Source organism: Dorea sp. D27, from assembly GCF_001185345.1.
Lineage (GTDB): Bacteria > Bacillota > Clostridia > Lachnospirales > Lachnospiraceae > Extibacter.
Genome location: NZ_KQ236746.1, coordinates 254,843 through 267,979, shown reverse-complemented (window position 1 = coordinate 267,979; position 13,137 = coordinate 254,843). Strand labels below are relative to the sequence as shown.

General features: G+C 45.3%; 13 protein-coding genes and 1 CRISPR repeat array. All 13 genes read right to left on the bottom strand.

Annotated elements, in window-relative coordinates; genetic code table 11:
* Positions 1-8: 8 nt before the first annotated feature.
* The 13 genes from mmsB to cas5c all read right to left on the bottom strand — a co-directional run bounded on the left by mmsB (position 9) and on the right by cas5c (position 13,135).
* Positions 9-1,160 (bottom strand): multiple monosaccharide ABC transporter permease, encoded by a 1,152-nt coding sequence (mmsB, locus tag HMPREF0980_RS14960; RefSeq protein ID WP_147629845.1) that lies wholly within the window; start codon positions 1,158-1,160, stop codon positions 9-11.
* A 17-nt stretch (positions 1,161-1,177) separates the two neighbouring features.
* Entirely contained in the window at positions 1,178-2,716 is a 1,539-nt protein-coding gene (mmsA, locus tag HMPREF0980_RS14955; protein ID WP_049729893.1) for a multiple monosaccharide ABC transporter ATP-binding protein, read from the bottom strand.
* Between the two features lie 64 nt (positions 2,717-2,780).
* Positions 2,781-3,884, bottom strand: coding sequence for a multiple monosaccharide ABC transporter substrate-binding protein (gene chvE, locus HMPREF0980_RS14950; protein WP_442855437.1), 1,104 nt, complete (start codon positions 3,882-3,884; stop codon positions 2,781-2,783).
* Between the two features lie 458 nt (positions 3,885-4,342).
* On the bottom strand, positions 4,343-4,675 hold the full coding sequence (locus HMPREF0980_RS19510; protein WP_242847420.1) for a WYL domain-containing protein: 333 nt from the start codon (positions 4,673-4,675) through the stop codon (positions 4,343-4,345).
* A 183-nt stretch (positions 4,676-4,858) separates the two neighbouring features.
* Positions 4,859-5,176 (bottom strand): hypothetical protein, encoded by a 318-nt coding sequence (locus tag HMPREF0980_RS19505; protein WP_242847419.1) that lies wholly within the window; start codon positions 5,174-5,176, stop codon positions 4,859-4,861.
* 106 nt (positions 5,177-5,282) lie between these two features.
* Entirely contained in the window at positions 5,283-5,510 is a 228-nt protein-coding gene (locus HMPREF0980_RS18970; protein WP_147629844.1) for a hypothetical protein, read from the bottom strand.
* Positions 5,465-5,668 (bottom strand): HIRAN domain-containing protein, encoded by a 204-nt coding sequence (locus HMPREF0980_RS20045; protein WP_049729891.1) that lies wholly within the window; start codon positions 5,666-5,668, stop codon positions 5,465-5,467. Before HMPREF0980_RS20045 ends, HMPREF0980_RS18970 begins: the two co-directional genes overlap by 46 nt.
* 338 nt (positions 5,669-6,006) lie before the next feature.
* A CRISPR array of direct repeats spans positions 6,007-7,313; the repeat unit is 33 nt; unit sequence GCTTCAATCCACTCTACCCAAATGGATAGAGAC.
* A gap of 267 nt (positions 7,314-7,580) precedes the next feature.
* Entirely contained in the window at positions 7,581-7,871 is a 291-nt protein-coding gene (cas2, locus tag HMPREF0980_RS14935) for a CRISPR-associated endonuclease Cas2 (RefSeq protein ID WP_049730031.1), read from the bottom strand.
* 9 nt (positions 7,872-7,880) lie between these two features.
* Complete coding sequence (cas1c, locus tag HMPREF0980_RS14930) at positions 7,881-8,912, bottom strand: type I-C CRISPR-associated endonuclease Cas1c (protein WP_049729890.1); 1,032 nt, start codon at positions 8,910-8,912, stop codon at positions 7,881-7,883.
* Between the two features lies 1 nt (position 8,913).
* On the bottom strand, positions 8,914-9,576 hold the full coding sequence (gene cas4, locus HMPREF0980_RS14925) for a CRISPR-associated protein Cas4 (RefSeq protein ID WP_334291728.1): 663 nt from the start codon (positions 9,574-9,576) through the stop codon (positions 8,914-8,916).
* Positions 9,566-10,426 (bottom strand): type I-C CRISPR-associated protein Cas7/Csd2, encoded by an 861-nt coding sequence (cas7c, locus tag HMPREF0980_RS14920; protein WP_049729888.1) that lies wholly within the window; start codon positions 10,424-10,426, stop codon positions 9,566-9,568. The genes cas4 and cas7c overlap by 11 nt, the downstream gene beginning before the upstream one ends.
* Before the next feature lie 2 nt (positions 10,427-10,428).
* Positions 10,429-12,402, bottom strand: coding sequence for a type I-C CRISPR-associated protein Cas8c/Csd1 (gene cas8c / locus HMPREF0980_RS14915; RefSeq protein ID WP_049729887.1), 1,974 nt, complete (start codon positions 12,400-12,402; stop codon positions 10,429-10,431).
* On the bottom strand, positions 12,386-13,135 hold the full coding sequence (gene cas5c / locus HMPREF0980_RS14910) for a type I-C CRISPR-associated protein Cas5c (RefSeq protein ID WP_049729886.1): 750 nt from the start codon (positions 13,133-13,135) through the stop codon (positions 12,386-12,388). Before cas5c ends, cas8c begins: the two co-directional genes overlap by 17 nt.
* Positions 13,136-13,137: the final 2 nt, after the last annotated feature.

The following is a 13,137-nucleotide window of genomic DNA, read 5'->3' as shown; positions in this document are numbered from 1 at the left end:
GCCACTCCTTATCTGCTTTTTTTCTTTGATATTACATCAAAGGCAACTGCGGCCAGGAGAACCAGCCCTTTGATTGCCTGCTGCCAGTTGGAATCTACACCCATGATGGACATGCCGTTATTGAGCAGACCCATAAATACGGCGCCGATTACGGCTCCCATCACCGTTCCCGTGCCACCGTAGGCCGAGGCCCCGCCGATGTAGCAGGAAGCAATGGCGTCCATCTCGTAGTTCTTGCCCGCTGTCGGCGCCGCCGAGTTAAATCTGGCCACACATACGAGTGCGGCGACAGCACTTAAAAATGCCATATTGGTAAATGCAAAGAACAGCACGCGGTTCGTATTGACCCCGCTCATCTTAGCCGCCTTCTCATTGCCGCCGACTGCATAAAGATAACGGCCGCCGACCGTCTTGGATGTGTAATACGTATAGACGCCGACGACTATCGCCAGGATGACGAGGATGGTCGGAAGCCCCTGGAACTGTGCCATACGGTAGGCTGCCAGAAGGATGACGAGACAGATGACAGCCGCCTTCCCGGCAGAGGGGGCCAGTCTGTCTACCGCATATCCCTTTTTCTGCCTGTTCCTGCGGCTGTTGATAAATACGAAGAGATAGGCCAGACACGCCAGCACAGCAGCCAGCATGCACGTCACGTTGATGCTGCCCCCGAAGGGATTCGCGATATAGCTGTTGAATATCATCTTAAATGCATCCGGAAACGGCGATATCGTCAGCCCGTCCAGGATAATGAGCGCCACGCCGCGCCAGAGGAGCATTCCTGCCAGGGTTACGATAAAGGACGGAATCCTGATATAAGCAATCCAAAAGCCCTGCCACATGCCTATCAAGATGCCAAGCACAAGGCAGATGACGATAACGAGTCCAAAATTCATCTTATATGTAACCATCAGCTTACCTGCCACAGCCCCTATGAATGCTACAACCGAGCCAACCGAAAGGTCGATATTGCCTCCGGTCAATATGCACATCAGCATGCCGACCGCCAGGATTACCACATGGCCGTTCTGGGCTATCAGGTTTGTCACATTCTGAGGATCGAATAACACCCCGTTCGTTTTCCATCCGAAAAACAATGCGACTATGAGCAGAATAAATAACATTGTATTCTTCTTCAGTACCTCTTTTACACTATTCACCTTAATCCTCTCCTCCTTTACTGCTCCCCGCCCTGCTTCAATATGAGTGTCATGATTTTTTCCTGCGTCGCCTCTTCCCTGCCAAGCTCGCCTACGAACCTGCCCTGGTTCATGATATAGATCCGATCGCACATACCGAGGATTTCCGGTAGTTCAGAAGATATCATGACAATAGACTTCCCCTCTTTAGCCAGTGCGTTGATAATACTGTAGATCTCATATTTTGCGCCGACATCGATTCCCCTCGTCGGCTCGTCCAGAATCATAATATCCGGTTCCGTGAACATCCATTTTCCGAGCAGGACCTTCTGCTGGTTGCCTCCGCTTAAGTTGCCGACATTCTGTTCCACGGTAGGTGTCTTCGTCCGCAGCTTCTCTTTATACGTCTCAGCCACTTCATATTCTTTGTTCTTGTCAATGACTCCAAAACGGCTCACCTTATCCATCTTCGCAAGCGTCGTGTTCACCCGGATCGGGTTGCTTAATATGAGGCCGTTGCCTTTACGGTCTTCGGTAATATAAGCGAGCTTATTGTCTATCGCCTGCTGGACGGAATTCAGTTTCACTTTCCTGCCGGAAAGCGTCATCTCTCCGCTGATATTCACACCGTAGCTCCTGCCAAATACACTCATGGCAAATTCTGTGCGCCCCGCTCCCATCAGGCCGGATATGCCGACTACCTCGCCGCGTCTGACATACATGCTTACGTTATCGACCACCTTCCTCTCCGGGGCAAGGGGATGATGAACCGTCCAGTTTCTGATGTCCATGCTCACCTCGCCGATTGCCACATTCTCTCTTGCCGGAAACCGGTTTGTCAGTTCTCTTCCGACCATTCCCCTGATAATCTGGTCTTCATCGATGACGTGGGCCTCATTATCCAGCGTCTCTATCGTCATGCCGTCCCGCAGTACCGTAATCTTGTCCGCTGCATAGGCAATTTCATTCAGCTTATGGGATATGATGATGGAGGTCATCCCCTTCTTCTTCAGCGCCAGCAGCAGATCCAGCAGCTTTCTGGAATCCGACTCGTTCAAAGAAGCCGTCGGCTCATCCAAAATCAAAAGCTTGACGTCTTTTGCCAGTGCTTTGGCAATCTCCACGAGCTGCTGCTTGCCGACCCCGATATCTTTGACGAGCGTCTGCGGCGGCTCGGACAAGCCGACGGTCTTTAAAAGCTCTTCTGCCTGGCTGAACGTGGCGTTCCAGTTCACGTTGTATCGGCTGCCCCGTTCATTACCCAAAAACATGTTTTCTCCAATCGTCATATATGGCACGAGCGCCAGCTCCTGATGGATAATAACAATCCCTTTTCTTTCGCTGTCCTTGATCTTTTGAAATTCGCAGCGCTCCCCTTCATAGATGATTTCCCCTTCATAGCTTCCATATGGATACACCCCACTTAGAATGTTCATCAAGGTTGACTTTCCGGCCCCGTTCTCACCTACGAGCGCGTGTATCCCGCCTTCTTCCACCTGCAGGTTTACATCATCCAGAGCCTTGACTCCGGGAAAGGTTTTGGTAATCCCCTTCATCTCCATTAGTATTCTGCTCAAACTATCTCTTCCTTTCTAAAGGAGCTGCTGCATACCGCAGCAGCCCTGTCAGTCTGTAAATCTGCTATTGAAGCCTGTCCTCTGTATAATAGCCGGAATCTATGAGCACTTCTTTGTAGTTGTCGATATCGGCAACCTGTGGCTCACAGAGATAAGTCGGAATGATACCAGTGCCGTTATCATAGTCTTCCGTATTGTTAATCTCCGGCTCTTCGCCCTTCATGATGGCTTCCACCATGTCGGCCGTCACATTAGCCAGCTCTCTCGTATCCACAAAGACAGACATCGACTGCAGCCCCTTGATCATGTTTCTCACTGATGTAATCTCACAGTCCTGTCCGGTGATAATCGGAAAATCTTCCGCTGTGTAGCCTGCGGCAACCAGAGCGTTCGTTATGCCATTTGCCACGGAATCGTTGGATGACAGCACGGCATCCAGCTTCTCGCCTCCGGTATAACTCTTCGTGATGATGTTTTCCATCCGCTTCTGCGCCTCTTCTGTCGACCAGTTTGGTGTGGCACATGCGGCCAGCGATGCTTCTGTCCCGGACTTGATTAACAGCTTGCCTTCGTCTACGTATTTCTGCAAGATGGACATGGCACCGCCAAAGTAGAAATTCACATTGTTGTCATCGGTCGGCCCGGTGAACAACTCTATGTTAAACGGCCCGTCCTGATGTTCCAGGTCTAACTTATCCGCTATGTACTGTCCCTGCATAATTCCGATTTTCTCATTGTCAAAGGTTGCATAATACGTGACCGCATCTGTATTCATGATAAGCCGGTCATATGCGATGACCGGGATGTCGGCGGCTTTGGCCTTCTCCAGCACTTCCGAAAGGGCTCCGCCGTCGATAGAGGCGATAACGAGGATTCCGCATCCTCCCGTAATCATGTTCTCAATCTGTGAAGCCTGGACACCGATATCGTTATTGGCATATTGGATATCTACCGTGTAGCCCGCCTTTTCCATGGCCTCTTTCATGTAGGCGCCGTCTTCGCTCCAGCGCTGCAGATCCTTCGTCGGCATGGCAATGCCGACCTTCTTATTATCTTTCTTGCTGCCGCCCGAAGAACTTCCACTGCTGCCGGAATCTCCGCTTGTGCAGGCAGTGAGAGATAACATCATTGTCAAAACCAATAAAACCGCAATTACTTTCTTATAAATGTTCTTCATACCCTTCTCCTTTTAGAATAAATTAATGTTGTTTAAATACAATTACCGTTGTATGCCAAAATAGGCTGTTTTTGTAATGGATTTCTGCGGCATCCCCCTTTCTGGACTCTTAATTATGAAACAAACTTTGTAATTATTAAAGTTTATTTCATAATTATGGCAAAAAAATACCGTATTGATATCGTATTCGGCATGTTTTTGTGCTTTTATGCATTTTTATCTGCATATATTTATTAAAGTTAAATTAATTATATTTTATAAGTGGAGATTTGTCAACCAAATTTGATGCGTTGTTAAATATTTACATGGGATTTTGTTTGGACGATACTTTCAGGTCATACTAATCAAATCGACAAGACTCCTTTAAGAATATCGCTTTCTGTACCCTTCGAGAATCTCGCTCAAATACTTCTGATACTCTTCCTTTACACTTTCCGGTGAGACAATCTTTAATTTTTCCCGACTCCGGTCACCCACCCAAAGAATTGCCGGCTGATTGATACTGTAGTCGAAACTTGGAAATAGTCTGTCCCTTTTGGTACCATTATTACGTCTTTCCCGAACCGGTCAATAATAACCCCTGCCAGCTCATTTCCACATAGCATAGTGACCTTCTCGCCTCTTCCGCCATACATACCAAAAGTCCGCTTTGCGAAAACCGCCAGATTAAAATCACGAAATGTTTCTTTACCGATACGTTTCTGGCCCAAAACAGACAGATTCTTCATCTTATCCACCCTGTAACGCTTTATACAGTCTGACTTTTCATCATAAACAATCAAATAATAATTTTCATCATCCCATGTCAGTTTCCAGGGGCTGACCACATAGTATTCCCCACCCTTTTTTCAACTTAAGTTCTCTCTTCACTGTCCATTCCACATATTGAAACGCAATCTGCCGATTTCCTGAAATTTTCACGTGCATCTAATCCACATTATAGTAAATAGTTTCATTCCCGGCTTTTAACTGTTAACTATGTATACTTCTCTTTGTAATTGTTCTGCCTCGAATCGGATGGTCAGTTTCTTTAATTTTCTGATTAGCTCTGCCGTCTTCTCCCGGGTATGGAATTTTGACGATTGTACCACGTCTACAAGCAATTTCAATTCCGGTAGTTCAAAATTGCGCTGCCCTATATAATATCCGGAGTTACTGCCTTTCATCTGTAAGATATCTACACCGAATGCCTGTAATGTTTCGATATCACTGTTAATGCTTTTACGTACTTCCTCAATACCATATTTGCTATTCAGGATACCGCACAATTCTTGTGCCGTCATGACATGGTCCTCATCTGTATGTTCCATAAGAATCCGAAAAATATAAGACTTTCAGCTTGTGTATCTGAACTGCCATAACATTGACCACCCCTGACTTTTTAATTAATTATATTGTGTCATCTTTTGTAGAAACAGGGCTAATAAACTCCTCCCCTTCCTTAACTGCCTCCACGGTCAAGTCCTCTTTCTTTTTCTGCAGCCCTCCGACCACTTTGCAAATTACTTTGGTTCTCGTTATAAACATAACTTTTACCTTGAATCTCTTACCAACTTTATGTGCAATACCTCCTACACTACTGGTTCCCTTTGCAGTTGTGTATGGTGCATTCGCCACCTCCTTACCATTCCAATATTCTTCATCACAGCTCTGATAGCCTCCCCATCATATGGATTATGCGGCTCTTTAACACATTTGACTGCTTTGCCTACCTTAAATGGATGAATTCCGTAATAATGATTAAAACCGACTATCGTAATATACTCTTCCTTCATGGTATTATTTCCCTTCTTTATTGTCTCATATCCTGTCTAAAATGGTTTGCGTTCCACAGCAGCTTTCTTTTGTTATACTAAGCATAGAAAAATAGCTGTCTCAAAATACGGACAACCATTTTCCACACTAACGTTTCTTACATCGCGATTCTAACACCCTACAACGAGCTCAGCGTATTACTTTTCTCGATTCCACTGCTTACTAATCTAGCTTACCCCGTTTCAAGCACGACCTATATCACATCTTCATAACCTTCTGGTAATTCCTTATCCGTTTACTTTTTCAAATCAAATGGGTAGAGACAACTGGATATCCTTCTTCCAAAATGACCTGACGAGCTTCAATCCACTCTACCCAAATGGGTAGAGACAGCCAACGCCGGAAGTCATCCGATGGGCCAGGGAGCTTCAATCCACTCTATCCAAATGGGTAGAGACCAGGCGGCGGCTGCCTTTTCAACGATGGGTGTCGCTTCAATCCACTCTACCCAAATGGGTAGAGACAATTCTGACCCTTCGATGAAACTCTAGCATACCCGCTTCAATCCACTCTACCCAAATGGATAGAGACCTCATTCCTGTCTCAATGTCTCATTTCTGTCTCGCTTCAATCCACTCTACCCAAATGGATAGAGACTGGGCAGGAAGAGCTGCCGTTCAAGTAGGTTGCCGCTTCAATCCACTCTACCCAAATGGATAGAGACTGTAGAGAATTTCATTTTGATTATTATTGGCTGGCTTCAATCCACTCTACCCAAATGGATAGAGACACAGGGTCATTCTTATCATAATAACTACAATATGCTTCAATCCACTCTACCCAAATGGATAGAGACAGGAAAGATACTTGCTCTGGAGGCATGATAACCGCTTCAATCCACTCTACCCAAATGGATAGAGACTCGGCTGGCTTTGCTGTTTGCGCGAGCCTGGTGACGCTTCAATCCACTCTACCCAAATGGATAGAGACGATACCGGACGGAGCAATTGCGAAAGTATATACTACAGCTTCAATCCACTCTACCCAAATGGATAGAGACTAACTGAATCTGTGGACAGAGGCGTTGAATACATGCTTCAATCCACTCTACCCAAATGGATAGAGACATGTCCCCGGTCTGCTGCCGGTCTATGAGGTAATTGCTTCAATCCACTCTACCCAAATGGATAGAGACCGGAGTACCCCTTGTAAAATGGGCCAGGCACTACGGACTTCAATCCACTCTACCCAAATGGATAGAGACACTTCAAGTGACACCTTCCCGGACAGCATGCTTACTTCAATCCACTCTACCCAAATGGATAGAGACCTGGAAGCTGTGAAGAATCTGGAAGACAACGACACTTCAATCCACTCTACCCAAATGGATAGAGACGCCGGGCTCGCCCGGACCGCCCTGAATATACCGTACTTCAATCCACTCTACCCAAATGGATAGAGACGGTTGTGATCTCGACGAATTAATTGTCCGGCAGCCACTTCAATCCACTCTACCCAAATGGATAGAGACCATTTGTGGAATGTCCGTCCCTCCATTCATGATGCACTTCAATCCACTCTACCCAAATGGATAGAGACGGCGCCGGTATTCATGCAGGATGACGATGCTGTACTTCAATCCACTCTACCCAAATGGATAGAGACAGCAATTACACACAAATTTCCTTTCTCATACACAGCATAACTTTGTTGCAATTGCACAAGTTTACTAATTCCAAGGAAAAACCAAACTCTAATCCTTCGTTTGTTATCAAATAATCCCAACACATTCTGGTGCGAATCTCTCCGCATTTCTATGTTTGCATCTGATTCGCGCCGCTCCCCTTCTCTCAATAAGTACACGCTCCTGACCAAACAAGACTCCGCCGCTAATTCTTCTACAAAATTCAAATGGCACATGCTTTAATAAGTTCAAAAAATCAAAGTATCCGTCACATCAAAACTTTTCTTCGCTCCAATATGCTCAATCTTATTCTGATATTTATCGCCCAAATTATAAAACCGGAGGCTGTCTTTACTTTTATCAATAATGTCTTCCAATATCGCCTTTACCTGCCGGAATTTTGCGGCATCAATGTTACATTCAAACACAGAATTCTGCACCCGTTGACCATAGTTCACGCATTGTTTTGCAACCTTTCTCAAGCGGCGCTTCCCGGCATCGCTTTCCGTATTTACATCATATGTGATTAGAATAAGCAAATCCGTCACCTACTTCCAGAGAAACGGTGGATATTCATCAATATCCCCTCGTATATACCTTGCCAGCAGCATCGCCTGTGCATAAGGAACCAAGCCCCACTCTATCTTTTCCGCCAAAAAAGGGTGAGTAATTGTTTCTTTCTTCTTATTCTGCCAGTGCGACAAAAACTGTTTCCGGGTGTCATCATCCATAATGACTGCACCGCTTTCTTTCTTCGCAAAACCGGAGGAATCAATCATCTTCTTATTAATCAAAGTAAGGACAAAGCGATCCGCCATTACACTTCTAAGCTCTTCCATAATATCCAGTGCCAGCGAAACTCTTCCGGGGCGGTCTGTATGGAAAAAGCCCACATAAGGATCCAATCCCACTGCTTCTAACGCTGATGCACACATTCCAGTTAATAGTGTGTACGCAAACGAAAGCATTGCATTCACATTATCCAAAGGGGGGCGTTTATTTCTCCCTGCAAAAGAAAAGTCCTCTTTTTGCTGCAAAATCATCTCATCAAATACGGAAAAGTATAGGGAAGCCGATTCACCTTCAAGCCCCAGTAACTGTTCAGCCGATTCACACCTTCTAATCTTTTGAAGGTTCCCAGACATAAATGCCGATTTCTCTTTTAGTTTTTCCACGTTGAGACGTAACGGATAATCCCGTGCAGCCCGTTCCAAAACCCATTTCGCATTATAAACTTTTCCAGTAATAAAGTTGCGTGCAATTTTTATACTTTCTTGCTTTTCCTCACTCACCCTGTACTGCTCTTTCCGGAGTGTAACATTTCCTCTGACTTCACCAGATACGCGTGCTAAAAAACGCCCGTTGCCGCTCATAAAAGACAAATCAATATTTCTTTTCGCACAGGCACCCATCAAGGCCGGGCTTGCCCCGGTATAGCCGAATGTGACGATTCCTTCCAGATTGTGCAGGGGGATGCGTCCGATTTCTTTCTGCTCTTCAAGAATTACTACATTCTCTCCATCCAGCGAAAGGTAACGATTTGTCGATGTAACATACAAAGTATTCAGTAATCTTTTCACTCTAGTCCTCCTGCAATAACGCTTTGTCAATATAAGACGTTGCCGACTTACCAACCCCAAGAGCCGGAAGGCAGATGTCTTTCAAAGAACATGCATTACAACTTTTTGTTCTTTTTACTCTCGGCGTATATCTCCGCTCATAATATTGATGCATTTCTAGAAACGAATCTCTTACCCTTTTCCGTACCGCCTCATCAAATGTGACTTTACTCCGGTGTCTCGTCTCGCCATAATACAGATAGCCTGACTGAATTTCGCAACAAAGCATCTCTTCCAGACACATCGCCTGGGCTGTAAGCTGCAGAATATCTACATCATTTTGCTTTGGACGGCCTCTTTTGTATTCTATAGGAACCACTTCGTATTTTCCTTCTCTCCCGGATAGTGAGATTCCAACGTCGCTTCGATGGAATTCCACCACATCACATTCCCCGCTGATTCCAAGCTCTCTTGAATACACCGGCATGGCGCGGCTGATAATCAAGTCGCCCCGCTTTTCCTCACTGGACACATCATGGGCCTTTTCATGAAGCAGTTTTCCCTCTACCGTCCTGACATTCTCTGCCCATTGCAGTTCGACATATGCGAGCGCCCACTGCCGTCTGCAAAATGCAAAGTGCTGGATTCCCGACAATTGAAGATAATCTTCTTCCTTATACAAGATGATACTCCTCCGCTTTCACACAGCCCTCTATCGGGTTCAACATAATTTTATAATCTTCATACGCTTTCGGCCTTTCATTTAGCGCTTTGACCTGAACACTTCTATGTAACTTTGCACTGGATACCGCCGGCGTCTTATCCGCATGCTGCCACCAGTACAGGTCACACACTTCCATGCTGCCTTCCGGTCGGGCGGAAGAGGCGTCATTTTCAAATATGGTTTTCAGCGATTCCTTTAGAAGCTCTGCATCTTCCTGAGAAAATCCAGTCTTTTCTGCAAGCTGTACATTGACACTTCCCTTTATTATATATAAGCCAAATCCAATCCGGTGCTTCATTCCCATCGTGTCGGATGCTTTGCTTTCCTTGCCCGGTTCACTGTTTACGCTTTTTGTGATTTGTGTGCTGATGATATCCACCGGAGAACAGCTGACCGCCTGATGTATTGATACCGGCCCGCGGATACCGAGCGAAACATCATTTCCCTTAAAGGCAAATACCTGTCCAAATGCTCTAACGTCCAACCACTCTTTACATGCAATTTCCGCACAGGTTTCTTTATTGGCGCGTTTCCCTTTTTTTATTTCTGCCGCTAACTCTTCGCAGCCATCTGCACGGTCTTTCAAGCTTGTAAATCCATCGTCTGAACGGTCGTCAGATTGAACAAAGACTTTCTCTCCCAAATCCTGAAAACGATTACGAAGCTTTCGCTTGATACATACATCAGATATTTCCCCGTAGCCTTCATAGTTCTCTCTCGGCCGGTTTCCATTGAGCGGATCTCCGTTTGGATTTGCGTTTGTCGCTGAAACCACCATTACAAAATCAATTTTCCCTTTTAAGCTACTCATCTCTAATCCTCCTTCTTCTCTTCCGCTTTTTGATATCTCATTTCGTTCATCTGACTGTGATAGCCCAGTAAATAGATGCCTTTCAGCCTGTCGTTATTTGTAAAACTATCTGCATCAAACAATTCATATATATCGTCCATCATTTTTTTGTAATAATTTCTTTCCTTGATATCAAGTTTTCTCAAATACGGATGTATCCTCCGCTCAATAATTGTCCATGTCTGATAGGGATGTTGAGAAAAAGCATTCATCAGCCTGTCTGCATTAGTCTCTCTTCCGGCATCCTCATCTCTGTCAAAAGTCCTCCGCTCTATCTTGTCCGCAACTGCCAGCAGCCTGCCATAGAGATAGTCTCTATTCTTACACTCTTTGTCCAAAGCCATGCTCCACTCCTCCTTCTTCTGCTCCTTGCGTTCTTTTTTCACCATTGCACATGCAATTCCCAAGACAGCCTCCCAATTGTATCTCTTTTCATAAGATACCGGCGACGAAGCCTTCTGCACCGCCTGTCTCACCATGTCCAAAGGTATTTTTCTTCTGTCTGAAATGCACGGCAAAAGTCTTTTGCAGACCTGTGCATACATTTTTTTGTTATTCAGCACAAGCTTTCCATTCTGTTCCGTTCCATAAATCGCTTCCGCAATATCACTCACTCCGGCCATGCCCATGTACTCATATTTATGACCTTCTTTATATTTTACCTGCAGCCAATTGCAGCCCTCATGCCAATATGTTAGATTATCCAGAAAACGGCTGCTCTCAAAAGATTTATACTCTGTCATGGCCAGCCTTCCGGTGGTTGCCGAATCAAACGCCAATAACACAATCCGGGACATGTCTCCGATGGTTCTTCCGTACCCTCTCATCGCTCTTTGAAAACTCGATGCCTGTGCTTCTCCTGTCTCACTTTCCAAGACCTCATCTTCGTCCCAGTCCCCTTGGCTGGCAAACTCTTCATATTCATCAACCAAAGCATCCGTATCTACATTCCATGAAGGAACGGGATACATGCCCGACTCCCATATCACGACACAAAGGTCTTCCCATCTATACCCCCGCTTTCTGATAATCCACTTCAACGCATTGTGCACTTTCTGAGAGGCTTCGTATCCAATAGCAAACGCCTCCGCCTTATTGCTAAAGCGTCCTCTGAACGTATAGTTTGACTCATCATTTGACGAAATCAGCTTGGCTCCGTCGCCTTCATGACGGATTTTCTTCGGCTGCAGATAGGAAATTGATACTCTTTTCCCGGTCAGATAACACAAATCTTTTTCGGAAAGTATGGAAGAATAGTATTGTATATATGCCTCCTGCAAAGTTCTGTCCAGCCAGCACTCTGCATGATACCGGCCGCTTGCATCTCCTAAAATATCAGCTTTTGTATTAACGATACCTTCTACACAGAAGCGGACAAAAGCGTCAGATTGAGCCACATTCTGAATCTTCTCCGCCTCGAGCATCTTCCCCTCATCATCAAGCAAGATAATGTCTTGTCCCACAAGGTCTTTTATCAACGTGCCTTTGCATAAATATTTGTAAATGGCATTTACTTTCTTATGTGTGTAAGGGGATTCCTGCCATTTCCTCAATGATTCAATATACAGACTATAATTGTCTGAATAATCCTTTAGCTTTTTCCCCTGCCGGTAATAAGCCATATAATCCCCTGCCAGATACTTCAAATTATCACAAAACGGGTGGGGTTCTATGCCGGCTGTACGGCTTAAGGACTTATCCGTAACCGGAATCAATGTAAGGTTGTCTTCTTTGCTGACTGTTTTTGCACCCAAAAACCCGCCATCCTCTGCAATTGTCACAGTAATCTGAGCCGTAACCGTCGTGTGAAAAACCGGCAGAAGGATTAGCGGTATCAGTTCTTGTCCTTTTTTCCCTTTTACGGTTTTATATTTGACTTCCCCCGCAATGTCTTGATTCTTCTCATACAAATCAAGTAATTCATTTGTCCAGTTCACATGCTCCCTCCTCTCCCTCAAATTCATTTAATCCGGTAAAGTTATGAAGTTCTTCTCCGAACGGCTTGATGTCCATATCTTTCAGATGCCGTTTTTCACAGCACTCCTCCGGCCTTACAAATTCGATAATTCCCTGACGCATTACCGGAAACCAGAAGCGTGCCGTCATCTTCCCTTTATCGTCTTCGCACATTGCCTCATCCGCATAAGTAATTCCGTGGTACATAAATCCATATCCGGTTTCTCCCTGCATATTATCATAATACCCTTCGCCTTCTCCAAACTCACAGGGGACCACATAGCCCTGGCACTCTCTTGCCCCCAGAAATATGTCTCTCCTGCCTCCCCTTGCAATCATGCGCTTTGCGATATTGTGATGCTTGTGTTCATTCCGGTCATGTTCAAGTTCCGGCCTGTTTTCGTTCCACTCAAAATGCGCCCTCACCTGATATTTCACATCTTTCAGATAAGTATAGTAAGCCAAATCATTTCCCCCATTATAATTAATGGGTTTCACTCCTTTTGTCTCGGTCTGAATCGGACTTAGCACCCGCACTGCATCTACCACCCAAATGAGCGTGGGCTTCCAGTACACGCTCTGAAGGATCCCTTTGAGCGCCTCGTATGTGGGGATATGATAGGAACATTTCTCACCTCCCACTCTTGTAACCGGATTAGAAAACAGTGCATAGTCTCCCTCTACCTGAAATTCTACCGTATTTCTGTACTTCATTC

What these genes read in the sequence shown, in the direction of transcription:
- HMPREF0980_RS19505 (WP_242847419.1), bottom strand. Translation starts at nt 5,176, where the DNA reads ATGACGGCACAAGAATTGTGCGGTATCCTGAATAGCAAATATGGTATT.
- HMPREF0980_RS20045 (WP_049729891.1), bottom strand. Translation starts at nt 5,668, where the DNA reads ATGAAGGAAGAGTATATTACGATAGTCGGTTTTAATCATTATTACGGA.
- cas7c (WP_049729888.1), bottom strand. Translation starts at nt 10,426, where the DNA reads ATGAGTAGCTTAAAAGGGAAAATTGATTTTGTAATGGTGGTTTCAGCG.
- cas5c (WP_049729886.1), bottom strand. Translation starts at nt 13,135, where the DNA reads ATGAAGTACAGAAATACGGTAGAATTTCAGGTAGAGGGAGACTATGCA.